Raw genomic sequence first — 20,700 nt, 5'->3', positions numbered from 1 at the left:
TCAGGTATAAAAAAATATAGATATAAGATAAACATAAAATTTTTAAGAGATGGATGCAATAAACGATTTTTTCACCGCATTTAGTTCATTCCTGTGGGGATGGCCTATGATTATCCTGCTGTTGGGAACCCACATCTTTCTGACCATCCGCTTGCGCTTTCCACAACGCAAGATTTTCAAGGCAATCAAACTGTCTGTAAAGAAAGACAAGAATGCCACAGGAGATGTTTCACAGTTCAGAGCACTGGCAACAGCACTGGCAGCTACAATTGGTACCGGTAACATCATCGGTGTGGCTACAGCTATCGCTCTTGGCGGACCAGGAGCCGTACTCTGGTGCTGGTTAACCGGTGTCTTTGGTATTTCTACCAAATATGCCGAAGGATTACTCGCCGTAAAATATCGCGTTAAGACCAAGCGAGGCACGATGTTGGGTGGTCCTATGTATGCCCTGGAAAAAGGATTGGGCTGGAAATGGCTTGCAGTCCTGTTCGCCCTCTTTGCCGCATTGGCATCATTCGGAATCGGCAGCACGGTACAGGCAAATGCCATCTCTACCCTGGTAGAAAACCAATACGGCATTTCTCCATACATTACTGGAACCATCGTTACGGCTTTAGGAGCAGCTGTGATTCTTGGAGGCGTGAAAAGTATCTCCAAGGTTTGTGGCATGCTGGTACCTTTCATGGCACTCTTTTATGTATTAGGCTGCATCTACATCCTCTGTGTAAATCATGCTTATTTATTGCCTGCCCTCCACGTAATCTTTGACTCTGCATTCACAACTAAGGCTGCAGGTGGCGGCTTCGCTGGAAGTACCGTGATGATTGCAGCCCGCTATGGTATAGCCCGCGGATTGTTCTCTAACGAAAGTGGTCTGGGTTCGGCACCCATCGTTGCTGCAGCAGCCCAAACCCGTAACCCTGTGCGTCAGGCATTGGTTTCATCTACCGGTACCTTTTGGGATACTGTCATCATCTGTGCCCTTACAGGTCTCGTCATCACCTCAAGTATCATAGCATATCCAGACATTGACTACCATAACGGAGCAGCACTCACCAAGGCTGCCTTCAGTAAGATTCCATATATCGGAGCTCCGATATTGACCATCGGACTGGCAACATTTGCATTCAGTACGACATTGGGATGGAGTTATTATGGAGAACGGTGTGTAGAATATCTGAAAGGCAAAAAGTGGATGCTCTGTTTCCGCATAGTCTATATTGCTACTATCTTCCTGGGTAGTGTTATCAGTCTGGGACTGGTTTGGAACATTGCCGACTGCATGAATGCCCTGATGGCCATACCAAACCTTATCTCCTTGCTCTGCCTGAGTGGTATCATAGTGCATGAAACCAGAAAGTATCTGTGGAGAGACCAGTTAGATAAAGACATGGACGAAAAAGAAATAGAGGAATTAGAATAAAAGATACAGAAAGAAAATATCCTGAATGGGAGTAAAAATACAAAAGCTCGGTATTGCATCACTGCAGACCGAGCTTTTATTATTAAATCAACAAAAACTAATAAAATATCTTTTCTAAAAACCAAAAAACCTATTCGTTATGAACTTATGGTGCAAAGATACTACCGTTTGCGCAATAAACAGCACATTTTCTGTTGATTTCTATACTTTTTATTGGGCAAACGTTTGCACAGTTTGCCCTATCAGATTACAATTTATACTGCAGATGTTTCATTGCATGACCACCCCAAGTGGTATCATTGACATATTGGAAACCAACCTTCGTATAGAGACGCTCCGCTTTCGGATTGCCTTTATCACAAAGCAAACCTACAGCAGGAAGTCCTAATTCTCTTGCGCGAGAGATAGCAGCATCCAACAGTTTAGATGCAATACCTTTTCCACGGTATTGGTTAGAAACTGCCAAACTATCCAAATAGAACTCACCTTCCTCTGTTTCAAGCTCCATAGCCGAATAGTCTATTCCAAAAGCCACGATTGCAGCCTCAATAAAGCGCTTACGTAATCTTTTGACGTCAGCACCATCGTATGCAACCAAGATGCCAACAAGAATGCCATCAGTAGACATAGCAACCAATGTATTCTTATAACTATACTGACTGTCCTCCATCTCTACAAGTTTAGTCATCATACGGTGAAAATCAACCAATGTATGCTGAGGACCAGCAAAATTTTGGCAACACTGCGCATTCATCGCCTCCATGATAAGCGATGCGATATGCGAAGCCTTGTCAGGCGTAGCCTGTTCTATTTGAATTTTCATTATTCTATTTTTTGTTTATTGTTTTATTATTGTTATTTCTTTCATGCTCCAGCATCGTGAGGAAATTCTACAATTACTTTTTTCATGATTGCAGATTGGGTTTGATGCCTTATCGTTTACAAAGTTACGTATATTTTTTGATAAGAGCAAGTTTTTTATATTTTTTATTCGAAAAAGTTTTTTTATTCGAAAAAAAGATGTATCTTTGCCGCAGGTTTTGAAGCTAAATTTCTATTACTAGCATAATAGAGATACCCAAATCCCTTGGGTCCCAATGCTTCAAAACCTTTTTCGTTTTTAAGAGCGAAAAAGGTATACACCGAAAGAGTGTATCCTTCTTCGCAATATAAATCATTAAGGTTTTGATTTTCAGAATATTACTATAATCACAAAGCTACAGAAGCATCCTTTAAGTCTACTGCCTGTGCCTTGAGGGTTCCCTTACCTTTTATCACAACGACACATTTTCCGAAGAATGCCTTGCGATGTGAATCGGTAAAACGCTCCAAAGAAGTCTGACATCCATTATCTGTTCCCAGAATCTTTGGTGTATTCGGGATATTCTGACCATTTGCCTCCTGTTCACCAGAAACAGAGAAGAAGATCTGGTTATCTGCGTTCGGACAGAGATTGCCGTCTTTATCTACTACATTCACCTCGACAAAGGTGGTCGGATCAGAAGAGCCAAAAGCCTGACAGCCCTGATAAGTCTTCTTCAACACAAGATGATGAGGAGCTCCTGCTGTCTTTATGACCTGCTCTCTAAGAACTTTACCATTCTTTCTGGCTACAACCTTCACTTCTCCCGGTTCAAAGTTTACGCGCCACATCACATGATATTCAGTACTCTTTCTGAAAGCATCGCCTTCGTTCTTTGCACCATAGACAGTCTTCTTACGGATGCCCTGACTCTTGCCATTGATAAAGAGTTCTACCTCATCGGCATGATTATAATAACACCACATGTCGATGGTCTGTCCCGGCAGCCAGTTCCAATGAGGGAAGAGATGAAGCACATCTTTCTGAGTCCACTCACTCTGATACATATAATAGCTGTCTTTTGGAAGACCCGCCAAATCGATAATGCCAAAATAACTGCTACGGGCAGGATAAGCATAAGGAGTAGGTTCACCGATATAATCGAAACCGGTCCAGATAAACTGTCCGCCCACAAAGTCGTTGTGCTTCACCACATCCCAGGTTTCTTCGTGGGTACTACTCCATGAGGCGTGGAAATTATCATAAGCCGAACACATAAACGATGGATCGGTATAAGGCAACCACCATTCCTTTGGCGCAGTATAAATGCTGTCGCTAGGCATCATATAGTAGCCACGAGTCTGCAAGGCTGAAACACTCTCCGACAGAATGAAAGGCTTGCCAGGGAAATTCTTTGGCACATCCTTCACCCACTGATGGTGATAATTGAAACCTATAACATCAATAGCCCCACTCTTAAAGAGATGATTCTTCGGGTCGGGCTCATTGCAGCCAGCAGTAACAGGACGTGTGCCCCAAGGATCATACTCCTTCACGATTTTGGCAAGATGCTGGGTAAGAAGCGAATTGACACTCAGTTCATCGCTATGTGCCAAAGTTGAAGCATCATGACCGGCATTCAGAATCAGGTTAGCCTGCTCCAGACTGAGCGTATCAGCAGCCGCATCCGACCATTGTTCGAGAACCTCATTACCGATACTCCACATGATGATACTTGGATGATTACGGTCGCGCTTGATGAGATCAGACAGGTCTTTCTTATGCCATTCATCGAAGAAACGGGCATAATCACCATTCGATTTCTTGCGGCGCCACATATCAAAACTCTCGTCCATCACGAGGAAGCCCATCGAATCGCACATGTTCAGGAGTTCTGGTGCCGGAGGATTATGACTGCTTCGGATAGCGTTCACGCCCATATCGCGAAGGATGGTAAGTTTGCGATGCATCGCATCTTCATTGACAGCAGCACCCAGGCAACCGAAATCATGATGCTCACAGACACCATTTATCTTGAGATTCCTGCCATTGAGGAAGAAACCCTTCCTTGCATCAAACTTCACATCACGGAAACCGGCAGTTGACGTAGCAACATCCACTACCTTCCCATTTACTAACAGCTCGCTCTTGACGGTATAGAGATATCCCTTTCCGATGTCCCAGAGATGCGGATTCTTCACCTTGAGTTTCTGTTCCTGAACACCCTGACTCTTGGCTACAATCTTTCCGGCAGCATCATAGATTGTATTACGGACAGAGAGTTTCATCTTTTTACCGGAAGCAGCGAAATCCACCTTCACCCTGACATCACCCTGTGGAGAAGTTGCTACATACTGTCCCCATTGGGGAATATAAGCAGTTTTCATGGTTTTGGTGAGCCAGACATGGCGGTAAATACCGCAACCGGAATACCAGCGGCTGTTAGGCTGGTCGCTGTTGTCTACCTTCACCGCAATGACATTATCACCCTTCTTATTAATATAAGGTGTAAGATCATACTCGAATGTACTGTATCCGTAAGGGCGGGTTCCGAGTTTATGACCATTGATATACACGGTAGAATTCATATATACTCCATCAAAGGTGATAATAAAGCGGTCATACTTTTCCTTCGGATTCACCGAGAAGTGCTTACGGTACCATCCGATGCCGCCCGGCAATGCACCACCACTGGCTCCAGAAGGATTTGATGGAGAGAAATCGCCCTCTATCGCCCAATCGTGAGGAAGATTCAAACTTCGCCAATGTCGGTCAGAATAATCAGATTTCGACATTCCGGCACTATCTGCTAAAGTGAAAAGCCAGCCTTTATCAAAAGACTGGCGATCACGGGCGCTCAACGACTGAGCGCCCAATAGAAAGATTGCTAAAGCAAATATCTTCTTCATATTACTTCAGTTTTACTGTAACTGCCTTACCGGCATACTTCACCATCTTGCCCTTAGGCGCCTTGGCGAGGCTGATACCCTGCTGGTTGTTATCACTAACAAGTACGATATTGAAGCGACGCTTCTGCAGCATACCGTCGAAAGAACCCTTACGGGAAGCAATAGTAATGGTCTTCTGAGCATCATTATACTTGAAGTCGATCATAGCATACTTACCCTTCTCGTAGTTGTAGTTGGTTCCCTCATCCTCATAGAGTGTATAAGAACCGTCCTTGCCTGCATAGACATAGAGGTCGATGAGTTCAGCCTTCTTCTGATCGCTCCACTCCATCTCTGGACCCACAGGAAGAATAGAACCCTCTGGAACAAAGACTGGAATCTTATCGAAAGGCGCATCGGCTACGATGGTCTGTCCACCGGCATAGTGCTTACCTGTATAGAAATCATACCAGCCCTTCTGCTTAGGAAGATAAACATTGCGGCTGTACTTCTGATACTCGCCTACAGGACAAGCCATGAGAGCAGGACCGAACATCCACTGATCCTTGATGTCGTAAACATTGTCATCGCCGTTGAAGTCCATTACCAAACCACGCATCATGGTATAGTCCTTGAAGTGAACCATACCCGCCATACTGTAGAGGTAAGGCATCAGACGGTAACGGAGTTTATCGTAAGCTACGATGGTCTTGTAAGCCGGATGATCAGCCGGAGCAATGTTCCATACCTCACGGGTAGGCCACTGGCCATGAGTACGATAAAGAGGTACGAAGCAACCGAACTGGTTCCAACGCGCCTGCAACTCGCGCCATTCCTTCAAGTCAGCATTCTCCTTACCGGTCTTATCGAACTCCTGCTGGGCAGCCACATAACGGTTTTCTACACAGAAACCGCCCTGGTCCATTCCCCAGAAAGGAAGACCTGCCATAGAATAGTTCAAACCTGCAGTCATCTGGGCACGCATATCTTCCCAACGGGTAGCAATGTCACCAGACCAGGTAGCCGTACTGTAGCGCTGTTCACCGGCAAAACCGGAACGGGTCAGGAGGAAGACACGCTGGTTAGGATTCACGCTGCGCTGTCCGTTATAGATAGCATCTGCATTCACGATGCTGTAAGCATTGAAATATTCGGTAGATGTACCGAGGGCTGTAGGACCGGAAAGGGCCTTGCGGTACCACATCGGGGTACAGTCACGAACGTTTGGTTCTGATGCATCCATCCACCATGCATCGATTCCGAACTTATACTTGGTATAAAGATTCTCGTCCATCTGGCGCCAGAACATCTTGCGGGCACCATCAGAATAGGCATCATAGAATGAACCGCGGAAGCCGAGCCAGTCGTGAATATCATCCTTGATAGCCTGATGATACATCCAACCCTTGCTGTCGAGTTCCTTATAGTTCTTGACAGTATCATAGAACTTAGGCCATACGGAAATCATGAATCTTCCGTTCATGGCATGTACGCTGTCGAGCATCGCCTGTGGGTTTGGATAGCGGGCAGCCTCAAACTCATGGCTTCCCCATGAATCCAGTTTCCAATAGTTCCAGTCTTGAACGATATTGTCTACAGGAATATGCAGGTCGCGGAACTTCTTCATGTTGTCTTCGATGTCCTTGCTGCTCTGATAGCGCTCACGGCTCTGCCAGAAACCGAGGGTCCACTTAGGATAAAGCGAAGCCTTGCCTGTAAGCGTACGGTAACCGGAAATCACCTCATCGAGATTCTGACCGGCAATGAAATAATAGTCCATATCCGGCGACATTTCACTCCAGATGCTCAACTGGTTCTTCTCTGCCTCAGAACGAGGAGCTGCTACGCGAAGACCGCAGTAGGAAACATCACCATCAGGCTGCCACTCGATACGGATAGGAGTCTTTACGCCCTTCTTGATAGGAGTTTCAAACTTATAAGAGTTCGGATTCCAGGCTGTACGCCAGCGCTCAGGCACTACCAGTTTGCCATCGATATAAATCTTCATGTAACCGGCATAATAGAGGATAAACTGATAGAAGCTGTTGGTTGGAGCCTCTACATAACCCTCATACACCACCTTGGAGCCATTCAGCGCAAAGCCCTTTGGCAGGTTCTGAATGCCGCCCTTATCTGTCTTGTTGCAAATCTCAGAAGCCTCAGGCATTGCATACTCAAAGTAAATGCTATCTTCGCCCCGAACAATCTTTTGACCATTCTTATCCACATAAGTACCTGTCAGCTGACCTTCCTTACCATCCTTATCATAGAGTTTGAAGGCACGGTTGAGCTGGAGATAATCTTCCGGATTACCCCAACGGCAATAAGAATAAGAATCCCAGAGGATGCCGTAGTTTTTATTAGAGATGACGAAAGGCACACTCACCTTGGTATTATACTGGAAGAGGTCTTCGTTCTTGCCCTTCATGTTGAGTTCCTCACTCTGATGCTGACCGAGACCATAGAACGCCTCGTTATCAGGAGAGTTGAAGAGCGCACGCCATGACCATCCGTGCTTCTGTGCTTCAGGAACCTTGGCAATGTCTACACCGATTTCACGGTCAGGCACAGTGAACGGCTTGAAAGTCTTTCCGCCCTGAGCAACCTCGTTGAGAAGGACATTGTCTTTCAAGTCATAGAAGGTAATCTGACCCGTAGCCTCGTTCATGACAGCACGCATGGCCGCAGTGGTAATGATGAGATTGTCTCCCTGCTCTTCCACCTTGTAATTTGCCTTACTGTTTTGAGGCACTATTATCAGACTCTGTTTGTTACGGAAACTCTGTTCGGCTGTAGCCTGAACACGGATAATCTTATCGCTCACCACCTGGAGGCGAATCTGACTAGGACCAAAATTCTGGTGTTGCTTCAACTGAACAGTGAGATAATTACCATTCTGGTTGAAACCAGCTGCCTGCATGCCTGTGGCACTCATCAGCAGCACTGCTGAAATCAATAATGTTTTAGTTAGTCTCATTTTATACGTTTAAAGGAAAGTTTAAAAATTTGCGGCAAAGATACGAGAAATTTCCCGTATCTTTGTGCGCAAATGTTATCTGTATATGTATTAAATGTTAACTAGAAGCGTAAACTACTCTGATTCTGACAGATTCTTACGATATTGAGACGGCGTAACGCCATACGCGTCTTGGAAGTATTTAGTGAAATAACGTGGATTATTGAATCCCACCTTATAGGCTATTTCACTGATGTTCAAGTCGCCCGAGCGGAGCAGATGCTCTGCAAATTTGATACGCTTGGTTCTGAGATACTCAGAAGGTGTAATACCCGTCAGCGAAATCATGCGCTTATATAATTGTACGCGTGAAATGCAAAGATGAGTACTGAGCGATTCTACCGATGTTTCAGGATTGCTCATATGATCGCGGATATAAGCATTCACCTCATCTATAAATTTGCGGTCGGCCTCTGTTATTACATATTCTGTGCTCACATTCTTGCGTTTCTTCAAGAGGTTCAGAATACAGAGATTCAACATATCAATATCGAATGGTTTGGCAATATACTCGTCAGCACCACACTTCAGACTTTCCTTGCGTTGCTCATCTCCCATACGGGCTGAGAGCATGATGAAAGGTATGGCTGTTGTTTCGTCATTGTCCTTACACATCCGGCAGAGTTCGTTACCATCCATCACAGGCATCATCACATCGCTCAGGATGATGTCTGGACGACGGTCGATGATTTTGTTCCAGGCATCCTGACCATTGACAGCCTCAACAACCGTATAGTCTGTCAATACTTCGTTCATAAACTCACGGAAGTCCTCACTGTCGTCAACGAGGAGCACTACCGGCTTCTTGATCATCGATTCTCCAGGCTGATGCGCACGTTTACTCATTCCGTAGAGAACGTTCTTACCTGCATCCGGATCCTCATCAGTAGCCTGATGCACCGTAGTTATGATAGGTGCTGCTCGCAAGGAACCGAGATGTGCCGTAGAATTGGAGGTGGTACTACTCTCTATCGGAAGGTCTACCATAAAGATGGCTCCTCCGCTTGGATTATCTGTAACATCTACTTTACCGCCATGCAGTTCGGCAAACTTCTTTACCAGGTTCAAACCTATTCCGCTACCACCCTGTGGTTGCATTTCAGTACCATTGACCTGATAGAAACGCTCAAACACATGTTCCTTCTCCTTATCGCTGATGCCCTTGCCAGTATCAGATACTGAGATGCGGAGCATATCCGAATCCTTGTCTCCTACACGCTGGCGGAGTGCAACACTCAGAGAAACGGTGATAAATCCGCCATCTGGCGTAAACTTATAGGCATTGCTCAAGAGGTTATTCACGATTTTTCCTACCTTATCAGCATCAAACGACATCTGCAGACTAGGCACCGTAGAATCGAAGGCAAGCGTTACTTTGCTGTTTGCCAAAGTACGGAACGAAGTACAGATATTGTCAACGAAGCTCACGATGTCGATATGCGACAGGGTAAGTTTTTCCTTGTTCTGGTCTATCTTGCGGAAGTCGAGAATCTGGTTTACCAGATTGAGCAAACGGGTAGCATTGCGATGAATCATCTCCAGCTTTCTGCGTTTACTTTCATCTCTTTCTTCTCTAATCATATTGACCAGCGGCGAGATAATCAGGGTGAGCGGAGTACGGAGTTCGTGGCTCACATTGGTGAAGAAGTTGAGTTTGAGTTCGTTCAACTCCTTGGTCTTCTTGATACTGTCTTCCTTGCTCTGGAGTTCGAATTTTACACGTTGCTTTTCGAGCATACGTTTACGGTAGAGATAGAAAGCTACACCTATTAATATAATATATACGATAATCGCCCATATAGAGAGATAGAAAGGCGGATGAATATAAATCTTCAGCGTGCTCACCTCTTCGCTCACACTACCATCAGCATTCACCACCTTTGCCTCCAGGACATAGCTGCCTGAAGAGAGATTGGTAAAGGTAGCCTCAGGACGTCCCTCAGGTGTAAGCATCCATTTGTCATCAAGTCCCTTCATGCGATAGAGGAAACGGCAACGGGCCGGAATACTTACCTGGTCGGAAGCAAACTGTATGGTAAACGCCTTATCCTTATAACTGAGATCCAGTTCAGGATGAGTATCGAGCGATTTTTCCAGAGGCACTCTTCCCTCAAACTCCTCACCTGCCTTCAGCGGATGATCGAAAAGTACGAAACCGCTGAACAAGACATGTGCATGTTTCTGGGCAGGAAGAATCTTGGCAGGATTGATGATATTAATACCATCCTGACCACCGATGGCGATGGCTCCATTTCTCATCAGACAGGCAGAACGCTGGTTAAACTGGCGGCTCTGCAAGCCATCGAGCGAATTGAAGCTGATCATCGTAATGTCCCATTTGCCCTGATTGTTCTTGGTCAGCGTAACACGGGTAACGATAAATTCAGAAACCAGCCAGATGTTATGCTGCTTATCTTCGAGCACCATACAGCCTACCGTGCCCTGCGTACCATTGAGGTCATTGATTGACTCCAACTGTCCTGAAGCCTCATCATACATGGTGACGCCCGCAGGCGAAGCCATCCACAAGATGCCTCGGCTATCCTTCATCATGTAATTCAGGGAAGGACTAGGGAAAGGCTGTCCGTCCTTGGTTGTATTCACATTGGTTACCTTTCGGGTTCCGAAATTAAAGATAGAATAGTTCTGCGAATGACCTATCAGAATTTCATCTTTATTCGGCAGGAAGAGCGAGTTGATAAAATCGCTGGTAATACCAGAATTCTGAACATTGTAGGTTGTAAACTTTCCGCTCTCAGGATTATAAATCTGGAAGCCTGAGCCCAAGGTTCCGATAATCAGGCGATGATACGGATCTTCGGCAAGACACCAGACGCTGTTATTGGCAAGTCCGCCAGGAGCTGCCTGAAAACTCTTCCATCTGCCGTTTTTATATTGGGCAAGTCCACCATTGAAGGTTCCGAAATACATCGTACCATCACTCATGGTTACGCTGCTGACGATAATATCCGAAGCCAGACCGGTTTCAGCCTGTGAGAATCGCCAGCTCTGTCCGGTAAGCGGACTGTAGCATACAATTCCGCTATCATTGGTTCCGCACCAGAGATTTCCATTCAGATCCTGCGTGATAGTACACACATCACCAAGCGGAATAGTTGTGAATTTCTGAGCAGCAGGCGAATAATAAGCCACACCGTTCTTGTAACTACCTACCCAGATAGCTCCCTCATCATCCACATAAACCTTCTGCAGGGAATTGTCAACGATACTTCCCTTTGCTTCGGAATGAACATACTGACGGCAGATTTTGCGTTTGAAATCAACAAAGAAGAGACCATTATGGTCGGAAGCCACCCAGAGATTGCCTGCCTTATCACGGGCTATATCGCGCATCAGAATACGGGTTGGGCAAGGAATATCAATGCCCATGTTCTCAATATAAGAACGTGCATCGGTCCATTTCCCGGTCTTTGACTGATACACGTAATTGGCATTACTTACAGAAACCCAGAAACCACCTATACCATCATAGAAAGTATAGGCGCCATTATCACCGGCAGCTTTATGGGTGGCAAGGAAGGAATTGGACCAGAGAACCTTCTGTTTCTGTCCGTTGACACGGCTGATTGTACCATCACCATAGGTAATGAGCGCATCGCCGTCAACCTCGGTTATTTTACTGATATTTCCCTCTTTCAGACAGCCCGGCTGAGCCTTTTTGGTAAATTTAAAAAGATAAGTATTTTTGGTTTTGGCATTATGAAAGTAGAGTCCCTGTCCGTAGACAGCTATCCACATGTTCTTATCCTTATCTATCAGGAGTTTGTAAGGAGGTCCCTGCACATGGATGTTTTTGAGCCATTCTTCCGGTTTGCGCTCAAACTGCTCTTCATCATATTTGTAGATGCTGTAACCCACAGAGGTATGCACCCAGATATTTCCATCATAGTCTTGCTGAAGTTCATCTACCGAATTGTTAGGCAGCGACTTATCATCAGTGTTGCTATAATAGAAAGTTTTCATACGGAAGCCGTCAAAGCGGCACAGTCCCGACTGGGTACCGAACCAGATGTAGCCTCTGGTGTCCTTGAGGATGGCACCCACCTGACTGTTCGTAAGTCCATCATGATTGGTGAGGCTGCTGAATTCTACGTTTTCATAGGCAGCCCATGCCCTCTCCGGCTGCATGAGCAGCAAGAGCAGAAACAGCACGATGGCATGTTTCAAGTAGTTTTGTTTTTTTATCATCATAATCGTAGGTTTATTATATATTTTCTGAAAAGATATTTTATTTCTATAATAGGTTTTATTTCACGTCGTTTTTTTCAGAACTTTCGCGTATTTTCAGTATCATCGGTACCACTTTCTTGTAGATTTTTTCATCACCATTGATACTTCTCATGAGAAGATCGCAGGCTGTGGTTCCCTGTTCGTGTGCCTTGTCCATGATAGCCGAGAGTTTCGGCGTAACGAAGGCAGCAGTATCACCATCGGTAAAACCGATGATAGCAACATCCTCTGGTATTCGGAGCCCTTTTTCCTTGATAGCATCGAAGGCGGCATAGGTGATTATGTCGTTAAAGGCGAGGATGGCATCAGGTCTGTCCTCCTTTTCGAGGAGACGGAGGGTAGCGTTTCGAGCCACATCGAAATCGATTCTGTCGCAAACCACGAGGTCGCGGTCGATAGGAATGCGGTTCTCTCTGAGCGCCTCCAGATAACCGTGTTTTCTGCGGCGCACCATATCAAGATGGTTTGGACCGCCGATGAAGGCGATGCGGCGCGAACCGGTATCTATCATATGCTGGGTAGCCTCCTGGGCGGCAACATCACCATTGCCTACTACCTGGGAGAACTTATCTTCTAAGCAACAACGGGCAAAGAACACCAGTGGAACTCCCATCTTATGCAACTGCTCGAAATGAGAATAGTCGACCGTATCCTGTGCCAGACAGGCGATGATGCCTTCTACATGCATATTCAGGAAGTTTTCTACCGCTCTCTTCTCGTGTTCTGTATTCTCGTGGCTATTGGCGCTGATCACCGAGTAGCCATTTCTTACGGCATAATCTTCTATACCATCCAGCACGGCAGCATAATAATGAGTCACCAGGTTTGGCACAATTACACCAATTACCCTAGGTGCTTCTTTTCTGAGGCTCTGTGCAAAGGGGTTTGGTCGATAATTGAGCTCCTTGGCAAGGCTTTTCACCTTTTGAGTCATCTCCTCACCCACTTCATGGCTGTTTCGCAGGGCTCTAGATACAGTTGCTATGCTGACGCCAAGTTGATCGGCGAGGTCTTTCAAAGATGTTCTTCGTTGTTTCATTTGTTAGTTTACGCTTTATTGACATACATTTTTGTATCCACAAATTCTGCATATTTTGTCTTTCCGACAGCAAAGTTAGTGAATTCTCTGCAAAGATAACAATTTCTTCCGAAAACGCAAACGTTTACGTTATTATTTTTTTGAAAAAATTTATTTTATAAGAAAAAAACTCGTATTTTTGCAAACTGAAAAGTAATGAATAGTTGATAATAAGTTAGTTAGAAACAAGCGTGGGTTTGGAATGTCGGGAGACAATCCAAACTCTTTTTTTATGTCCCGATGCCAACAGATTACCTGATAGGATACAAAAAAAAGATGAGGGCACATACTGAATACTGCCCCCATCTGATATGGTTATTTCTGCTTAAAAACAAATTTCTTCTGTCCGGGATAGTTAACGAATATCGCTACCAGCAGAGATACAATACTCTTCGGAATCATATAATGCAACTGAATATGTTCGTGCGCATTCAGAAATTCGGTCAGGGCGATAGTGCCGCCCGAATTGAGCATCCAGCTGATGCCCCAGATGATAAAATAGCGCCAGGCTACACTCTTTTTCTTGCTCTTGGAATCGCCGAACACATAACGGTAATTCAGTATGCAGTTGGTAATGCCGCCACTTATCACTCCCAGCGCATTGGCAAGTCCGTAATAAATGCCGATGATATCTGAGAGGAAGAATGCCAGTCCGAAGTCTATCACAGAGGCGCAGGAGGCAGTCAGTTCCGCCTTGCCGAAGGTTACGAGTTCTTCTTTAATCTTGCCCATAATCTCTTGGATTCCATTAGCAGTACGCCTACTATCGTAGTAAGAATACCCAACATGACATCGATGATATAATGATGACCGGAATAGACTGCCGTCCACCAGATGCCCAGACAGATGCAGGCGAAGAGCAACACCGTATACCAGCGTTTACGGCTCATCACAGCATAAATCGTAGTGAGGAACATATAGGCAGCATGCAGACTAGGCACGGCAGCAAAGACATTGGCATTCTTGCCATAGAGTCCATGGAACACGTGCAGTCCGGTCATTGCGTCCCATCTGCCCAGACCAGCCACATTGCCCGGTGTATTGAGCACAGCCTTGAAGCCATAGTTCATCGCATACCAGGGCGGAGCAGCCGGATAGATGTAGTAGCCGATGAAGCCGATGAGATTCACCAGCAGGAAAGCCCAGGAGAAGCGCTTGAACCATTTAAGCTGTTTCGTTAGATACAGATAAAGGGCAAAGGCGATAGGCACCGGAACCCAGCAGAGATAGAAGATGCCTGCCCAGAAATCGGCAAAACCGCAATGGTGAACCTTGAAGTATTCGCCCGGAATCATCAGCTGGCTATGGTCGGCTACAGCCTGCAGTTCTGCGCTGGATGAAGCAGCAATGCCGAAGAGCGACTTTTCTGCATGATAGAGATTCGCCACGTCAATATCGTTCACCATATAGTTAGGATAAAGGCGCATCGAATCATAGATGATTCCGAAGAGGAACCAAGGCAGGAAATAGAAGGCAAAACGGCGTGTCTTCTTCCAGGCTGCGAGTACCGCCAGAAGGATAATCAGATAGATACTAAACACTTTTTTCTACTTTTTATTGATAGAACTTGAGTTTATTATTTATGAGCGTTCATCACAACATAACAATGCCAGATGCGCCAGAAAGCGGTGATGTTTGCCAGAACGGCAATCAGAATCATGCCGCCAGCCAGCCACCAGATATTGCCTGTAAAGCCGGTAATCATCGCAGTAACGGCAGTAACCACAACGCGCTCAGGACGCTGCATGAAACCTACCTTGCACTCAATATCCAGACCCTCGGCACGGGCACGGACATAACTTACCATCACAGAACCGATCATCGCTGCAAAGGTAACTACGCCCATCCAGAACCAGGTCATATCGCCCTGCATACGTACGAAGATGAGGCAGATGCCAAAGAGACTTACCAGCTCGCTGTAGCGGTCGAGTGTAGAATCCCAGAGTGCACCGAAGAGACTGCTCTTGCCGCTCATACGTGCCAATCGGCCATCCATCATATCGAAGAGACCGGCTGCAAGGATGATGAATCCACCCCATCCTACAGTAACCATGCAAGATGCATAATCAGCCTGTTCAGTTCCGAGCATCCATGCAGCATCGAGGAAGAAACCGGCTGCCACGATATTGCCCAGGAATCCTACGAAGGTAACAATGTTAGGAGTAATACCTACTGCTATCATCCCCTTGATAAGTGGATTGATGATGGCATAGATAACTTTTTGTAAGAAATCTCTATAATTCATATTTTTATCTATTTTTTATTGTCTGTTTAAGAAATGTCTGTTTAAGAATTTGTTTCTTTAAGAAATGCCAGACTAGATGATTCCAGCCGAAACCAGTATGATTTTGATGATGATTAAAGAAACGGCTGCATAAAAGCCGCCCAGCAGATCATCAGCCATCACATAGAAGGCGCCCTGCCTGTTATCCAGTTTCTTGATGCCCAGCGGTTTCACCATATCAAAGAAGCGGAAGAGAACAAGTGCCACCAATGCCCACCACCAGGCATCTTTCACTTCGCCCTGAGCGGTAAGCGGGGTCAGCAACGACAGGGGAATCCACACGCCAGCCATCTCATCGATGACCACACGGCTGGGATCCTCGCCCCAGTAAGGCTGCAACTGCGCTGTTGCCCAAGTGCCCAGAATGGTAGAAACAATGACGAGAAAGAAGGTGATACTCTGCAGACTCTCGCCCGTAATACCGAGTCCGTAAGCCAGGGCTGCCCAGATGAGGGTTGCCAATACTGAGCCAGCCGTTCCCGGTCCCCAAGGCCAGAAGCCACTGCCGAAACCGGTGCCTATGATGACGGGCAGCAGTGGAGGCCGCTCGTCGGTAAGATTTCCCTTGTTATTCATTCTCTTGATGTTTAATAAGCCCGCAGAAGGGCGTTTCTTCTTTAAATTTCAGTGTGCAAAATTACGCTAAAAAATTAAATTAACCAAATAGTTTTCTGTTATTTTTCGGAATTTCATCAGATATTGACAGATAAACAGGTGAAATAGAGCAATATGAAGGAGTTTTATACCACTCAGGCTCGCACGGCGAAGAGCAAGAACAGGCAGCAGAAGGAACTGCAAGGAAGCCTTTTTCTGAAAATCTCATAAAAAACTGAAATAATGAATAGGTTTTTGCGTCTATTTACGAATAATGTTATAACTTTGCATCCTGAAAAGATTAAATCATGGGCGGAGAGCCCCTATATATAATAAGGTATAAAAAATGAAAGGTATTAAAAAGTTGTATTTTACAGTCATCCTTCTGATGATTTCTACACTTCAGATGATGGCTCAGCAGAAGATAACAGGCCGTGTCATCGATGACGACGGTTTTGCCGTACCGTATGCAAGCGTGCAATACAAAGGACATAAAATCGCGGTTTCAAGCAACGGAGAAGGTAAGTTTACCATTGATAAGAAACCGGGACTCATGCTCACCGTAAGCGCACTGAGCTACAAGAGCACATCGGTGAAGGTTGACGAAAAGACCAACTTTCTGGAAATCAAACTGAAAGACGATACGCATAAACTTACCGAAGTGGTGGTAAAATCGAAAAAAGGCCGCTACAAACGTAAGGATAATCCTGCCGTAGAACTGATGCGGCGCGTGATTGCTGCCAAGAAAAAGAGCGACCTGAGCAACCACGACTATGTGCAATATGATAAGTATCAGAAGATTACACTCGCGCTCAACGACCTGAAGAAAGAGCAGCTCGAGAGCAAGTTCTTCCAGCGCCGCCAGTATCTCCTCGACCAGGTAGAAACCTCTCCGTACAACGGAAAGCTCACCCTGCCTGTCAGCATCGACGAGACGGTTTCACAGCATATTTACCGCAAAGATCCGAAGACCGAAAAGGACATCATCAAGGGTCAGCAGAGCAATGGAATCGGACAGGTAATCCAGACCGGAGAGATTCTCAACACCGCCCTGAAAGAGGTGTTCACCGATGTGGACATCTACGATGACTACGTGCGCCTGCTGCAGTATCCCTTCCCATCTCCTATCGGCAGAACGGCCATCAGCTTCTACCATTATTACATCGAAGATACGGTGTATGTGGAAAGAGATCTCTGCTACCATCTGCAGTTTATCCCAGCCAACAGCCAGGACTTCGGATTCCGAGGCGAGCTCTATGTGCTTGCCGACAGCAGCCTGCACGTGAAGAAATGTAACCTCTACATGCCTCACAACAGCGATGTAAACTGGGTTACTGACATGAAGATTGAACAGGAGTACACCAAGCTCGACAACGGCGAGTGGGTGCTCTCTAAAGACGATATGATAGCCGAACTGCACGTCAACAAGCTCCTTCAGGACCTGCTGGTGGTGCGAAACACGCGAATCACCGATTATGCCTTCGATGCCTTGCCGAAGCAGCTCTTCAAGGGCAAGGCGAAGATCAGGCACGATATGGATGCGATGAACCGCGATGAGGCTTACTGGAACAAATACCGGCAGGTGGGCCTCACGAAGAGCGAATCGTCGATGGACAGCTTTATCCACCGCATGGAGAACTCCAAGGGATTCAAATACATAATCTTCGGTGTGAGAGCCCTGATGGAGAACTATGTGGAAGTGGCTCATACCAAGGGCAAAAAGGTAACGGTGAAAGACAGTCTGGGTGTTGAAAGGGACAGCATCATCAACGACCGCCGCAGCCTCTTCGACCTCGGACCTATCAACACGTTCCTCTCCAACAACTACGTAGACGGCGTGCGCCTGCGTCTGGCGGGCAGAACGATGGCAGCCCTCAACCCTCACTTCTTCTGGGATGGTTACGGCGCCTACGGTCTGAAGAGCAACAAGTGGTATTACGGCCATGTGCTCACCTATTCGTTCAACAAGAAGAAGAACAGTCCGTTCGAGTTCCCGATGCGCAAGCTTACCTTCGAGCTGGGGCATGATATTACATCTCCATCCGATGATAACCTGCTGCACAACAAGGACAACTTCTTCATGACCCTCCGTGCCACTACGCAGGACCAGATGTATCAGTATCACCGCCAGAAGGTAACCTTCACCTACGAAACCGACTGGGGCTTCCGCTTCGACACCAGCCTCCGCTGGCAGAGCAACCGCACCGTGGGCAATCTCCACTACTACAGGGTGAGCGACGGCGAGGAAATACGCAAGATACGCACCACAGAGGCAAGTGTAGGCTTAGATTACAACCCGGGTGTCACCTATGTCAACACCAAGCAGCAGCGCCTGCCAATCAACCTCGACAGTCCTGAAATCTCGCTTCGCCACACCATGGGCTTAGACGGATTCATGGGCGGCCAGTATCAGAGCAACCTCACCACGCTGGGCATTTACAAGCGCCAGTGGCTGGGAAGTTTCGGCTATATGGATTTCAACATCGTGGGCAAGGCGCAGTGGAGCAAAGTGCCTTTCACCATGCTCATCCAGCCACCGGTCAACCTCTCTATCTTTGAGCAGGAGGCAACCATCAGCATGATGAAGGACTGGGAGTTCCTGAGCGACCGCCAGCTGTTCTGGTCAGTAGCCTGGGATATGAACGGCAAGCTGCTCAACCGCATTCCGCTCATCAAGAAGCTGAAGTGGCGTGAATATGTAGCCATCAAGGGTGTTTGGGGCGATTTGACCAGCAAGAACGACCCGAGCAAGAACCTCAATGATGAGAAGCTCTTCAAATTCCCTACCAACTCCTATACCTTTGGCAAGACGCCATACTGGGAGTTTGTAGCCGGCGTGCACAACATCTTCAAGTTCTTCGGAATCGATTATGTTCGCCGCCTCAACTATTATGACCATGCAAACATCTCAAAATGGGGCATCCGTATGGGCTTCCTCATGTCATTCTAATAAGAAAAAAGATGCCTTGATGCAGTATTGTATTGCATCAAGGCATCTGCGTACATATATAAACAACATATAAGAGAGTAAACACAATGAAGATTCTATTAGCAGACAAACAGGACATCACAAGAGCCGGATTGAGCTATGTGATCAGTAAGATAGAGGGTTTGGAAACCCAGACTATCGAAGACAAAGCAGACCTGATGCTTGCCTTAAAGGAGAATGAGGATACGGTCGTAATACTCGATTATACCCTTTTCGACATCAATGATGCTGCCGAGTTACTTATTTTAAACCAGCGTTTCCCATACACGCGCTGGCTACTGTTCAGTGAGGATCTGAGTGCCGATTTCGTGAAGATTCTCATCGCCAGCAGTACACAGTTCAGCGTATTGTTGAAGGAGTGTTCGCTAATGGAAATCAAGGAGGCGATACGTTTTTGTGTGGCAAGCAACCGTTTTGTCTGCCAGCGCATGATGGAGGTACTTCTGGCTCCGAAACAGGAGGAGCAGGAGAAAATCAACCTCACCAAGACCGAGACAGAGATTCTGAAGGACATTGCGCTGGGAATGACGACGAAAGAAATAGCCGAGAAGCGCTTTTCCAGCTTCCATACGGTCAATACCCACCGCAAGAACATCTTCCGCAAGCTGGGCGTAAACAACGTTCACGAGGCTACGAAATATGCGCTGAGAGCCGGTTTGGTTGATTCGGCAGAATACTATATTTAACTATCAACTTTTCATTGGGGGGTTAACAGGGTTAACAGTTAACAGCTGTTTTTTGCATGGTCCCCCTCGCGTACCTTATTATATAATAATATATATATACTTATTTTTATATAAGTGTGTGGATGGAAGTATGCATTTTTGGGGTGTTAACTGTTAACCTGTTAACCCCCATCTTAATTTTCTCTTTCCAGAGCGCATCTTTTTATCTTGGCAAGCGTCTTATATTAAGACGGAAAAGTGCCTTATATTAAGACAGATAAGAGGCTTAAATGATGACCAGCGGGAGGCTTCAATGATGCTTTACGAGGGGGCAATTAATGCGTCGCGACGGAAGAATTGGTGCGTCGCGATGAAAAAAATATTGCGTCGCGACGCAAAAAATAATGCATCGCGATGGAAGAAAACAGCCATTTTACAGCCATCTTTCATCCTATCGCGATGCATTCTTCATTTTCTCAACCGGAAAGCTATGAGTTGCTAACCGGAAAGCTATGAGTTGAGAACCACAAAACTATGAGTTAGTTTTTTTAACATAAAGCTCTAAAGCAGCCAAAGGAGAATAAGAGAGGTTGGAACGTAAACAGTTGGGAATGAGTAGATTTGCACAAAGTTGCCAAATCGGCATAAAGCAAGCGAGTGAGGAATATTGAAGTAGTTCAGTTACTAAATCGTGAGCCACAGTTACC

At 46.1% G+C, this 20,700-nt stretch carries 12 protein-coding genes; 3 read left to right on the top strand and 9 right to left on the bottom strand.

Features of this window, described 5'->3' with window-relative positions; genetic code table 11:
* Positions 1 to 49 precede the first annotated feature (49 nt).
* Positions 50 to 1,426 carry an alanine/glycine:cation symporter family protein gene (locus NNC77_RS00060; protein ID WP_254969541.1) on the top strand — a complete coding sequence of 459 codons (1,377 nt, stop codon included), beginning with the start codon at positions 50 to 52 and terminating at the stop codon, positions 1,424 to 1,426.
* 247 nt (positions 1,427 to 1,673) lie between these two features.
* Here NNC77_RS00060 and NNC77_RS00055 read toward each other — a convergent pair whose 3' ends face one another.
* From NNC77_RS00055 to NNC77_RS00015, 9 genes are all read right to left on the bottom strand, one after another.
* A complete protein-coding gene (locus NNC77_RS00055; protein ID WP_022120562.1) occupies positions 1,674 to 2,249 on the bottom strand; it encodes a GNAT family N-acetyltransferase in 576 nt (191 codons plus the stop codon).
* 386 nt (positions 2,250 to 2,635) lie between these two features.
* Entirely contained in the window at positions 2,636 to 5,137 is a 2,502-nt protein-coding gene (locus tag NNC77_RS00050) for a glycoside hydrolase family 2 TIM barrel-domain containing protein (protein WP_254969540.1), read from the bottom strand.
* A gap of 1 nt (position 5,138) precedes the next feature.
* A complete protein-coding gene (locus NNC77_RS00045; RefSeq protein WP_254969539.1) occupies positions 5,139 to 8,093 on the bottom strand; it encodes a TIM-barrel domain-containing protein in 2,955 nt (984 codons plus the stop codon).
* A 114-nt stretch (positions 8,094 to 8,207) separates the two neighbouring features.
* The gene (locus NNC77_RS00040; protein ID WP_254969538.1) at positions 8,208 to 12,344 is read right to left on the bottom strand and encodes a hybrid sensor histidine kinase/response regulator transcription factor; all 4,137 of its coding nucleotides are present in this window, start codon (positions 12,342 to 12,344) and stop codon (positions 8,208 to 8,210) included.
* Between the two features lie 55 nt (positions 12,345 to 12,399).
* Positions 12,400 to 13,422: a LacI family DNA-binding transcriptional regulator gene (locus NNC77_RS00035; protein WP_006847718.1), complete on the bottom strand. Its 1,023-nt coding sequence runs from the start codon at positions 13,420 to 13,422 to the stop codon at positions 12,400 to 12,402.
* 354 nt (positions 13,423 to 13,776) lie between these two features.
* Positions 13,777 to 14,193 (bottom strand): GtrA family protein, encoded by a 417-nt coding sequence (locus tag NNC77_RS00030; RefSeq protein WP_119226880.1) that lies wholly within the window; start codon positions 14,191 to 14,193, stop codon positions 13,777 to 13,779.
* Positions 14,166 to 15,002 (bottom strand): phosphatase PAP2 family protein, encoded by an 837-nt coding sequence (locus NNC77_RS00025; RefSeq protein ID WP_218487851.1) that lies wholly within the window; start codon positions 15,000 to 15,002, stop codon positions 14,166 to 14,168. The genes NNC77_RS00030 and NNC77_RS00025 overlap by 28 nt, the downstream gene beginning before the upstream one ends.
* 35 nt (positions 15,003 to 15,037) lie before the next feature.
* Positions 15,038 to 15,706 carry a CDP-alcohol phosphatidyltransferase family protein gene (locus tag NNC77_RS00020; protein WP_118086133.1) on the bottom strand — a complete coding sequence of 223 codons (669 nt, stop codon included), beginning with the start codon at positions 15,704 to 15,706 and terminating at the stop codon, positions 15,038 to 15,040.
* Between the two features lie 72 nt (positions 15,707 to 15,778).
* A complete protein-coding gene (locus NNC77_RS00015) occupies positions 15,779 to 16,321 on the bottom strand; it encodes a phosphatidylglycerophosphatase A family protein (protein WP_006847723.1) in 543 nt (180 codons plus the stop codon).
* Positions 16,322 to 16,685: 364 nt separating this feature from the next.
* On the opposite strand from NNC77_RS00015, the gene NNC77_RS00010 reads away from it, so the two are divergent.
* Positions 16,686 to 19,289 carry a DUF5686 and carboxypeptidase-like regulatory domain-containing protein gene (locus NNC77_RS00010; protein ID WP_022120438.1) on the top strand — a complete coding sequence of 868 codons (2,604 nt, stop codon included), beginning with the start codon at positions 16,686 to 16,688 and terminating at the stop codon, positions 19,287 to 19,289.
* 86 nt (positions 19,290 to 19,375) lie between these two features.
* The gene (locus NNC77_RS00005) at positions 19,376 to 20,014 is read left to right on the top strand and encodes a helix-turn-helix transcriptional regulator (RefSeq protein WP_254969537.1); all 639 of its coding nucleotides are present in this window, start codon (positions 19,376 to 19,378) and stop codon (positions 20,012 to 20,014) included.
* Positions 20,015 to 20,700 lie beyond the last annotated feature (686 nt).

It is taken from the genome of Segatella copri (assembly GCF_024330485.1).
In the GTDB taxonomy this organism is placed as follows: domain Bacteria; phylum Bacteroidota; class Bacteroidia; order Bacteroidales; family Bacteroidaceae; genus Prevotella; species Prevotella copri_L.
Note: the sequence above shows the minus strand (reverse complement) of the source record. Positions and strands in the feature narration are given on the sequence as shown.

Excerpts from the sequence above, each read along its gene's own strand:
- NNC77_RS00020 (WP_118086133.1), bottom strand. The coding sequence starts at position 15,706 with ATGAATTATAGAGATTTCTTACAAAAAGTTATCTATGCCATCATCAAT.
- NNC77_RS00060 (WP_254969541.1), top strand. The coding sequence starts at position 50 with ATGGATGCAATAAACGATTTTTTCACCGCATTTAGTTCATTCCTGTGG.
- NNC77_RS00010 (WP_022120438.1), top strand. The coding sequence starts at position 16,686 with ATGAAAGGTATTAAAAAGTTGTATTTTACAGTCATCCTTCTGATGATT.
- NNC77_RS00055 (WP_022120562.1), bottom strand. The coding sequence starts at position 2,249 with ATGAAAATTCAAATAGAACAGGCTACGCCTGACAAGGCTTCGCATATC.
- NNC77_RS00035 (WP_006847718.1), bottom strand. The coding sequence starts at position 13,422 with ATGAAACAACGAAGAACATCTTTGAAAGACCTCGCCGATCAACTTGGC.
- NNC77_RS00015 (WP_006847723.1), bottom strand. The coding sequence starts at position 16,321 with ATGAATAACAAGGGAAATCTTACCGACGAGCGGCCTCCACTGCTGCCC.
- NNC77_RS00040 (WP_254969538.1), bottom strand. The coding sequence starts at position 12,344 with ATGATGATAAAAAAACAAAACTACTTGAAACATGCCATCGTGCTGTTT.
- NNC77_RS00045 (WP_254969539.1), bottom strand. The coding sequence starts at position 8,093 with ATGAGACTAACTAAAACATTATTGATTTCAGCAGTGCTGCTGATGAGT.
- NNC77_RS00005 (WP_254969537.1), top strand. The coding sequence starts at position 19,376 with ATGAAGATTCTATTAGCAGACAAACAGGACATCACAAGAGCCGGATTG.
- NNC77_RS00050 (WP_254969540.1), bottom strand. The coding sequence starts at position 5,137 with ATGAAGAAGATATTTGCTTTAGCAATCTTTCTATTGGGCGCTCAGTCG.
- NNC77_RS00030 (WP_119226880.1), bottom strand. The coding sequence starts at position 14,193 with ATGGGCAAGATTAAAGAAGAACTCGTAACCTTCGGCAAGGCGGAACTG.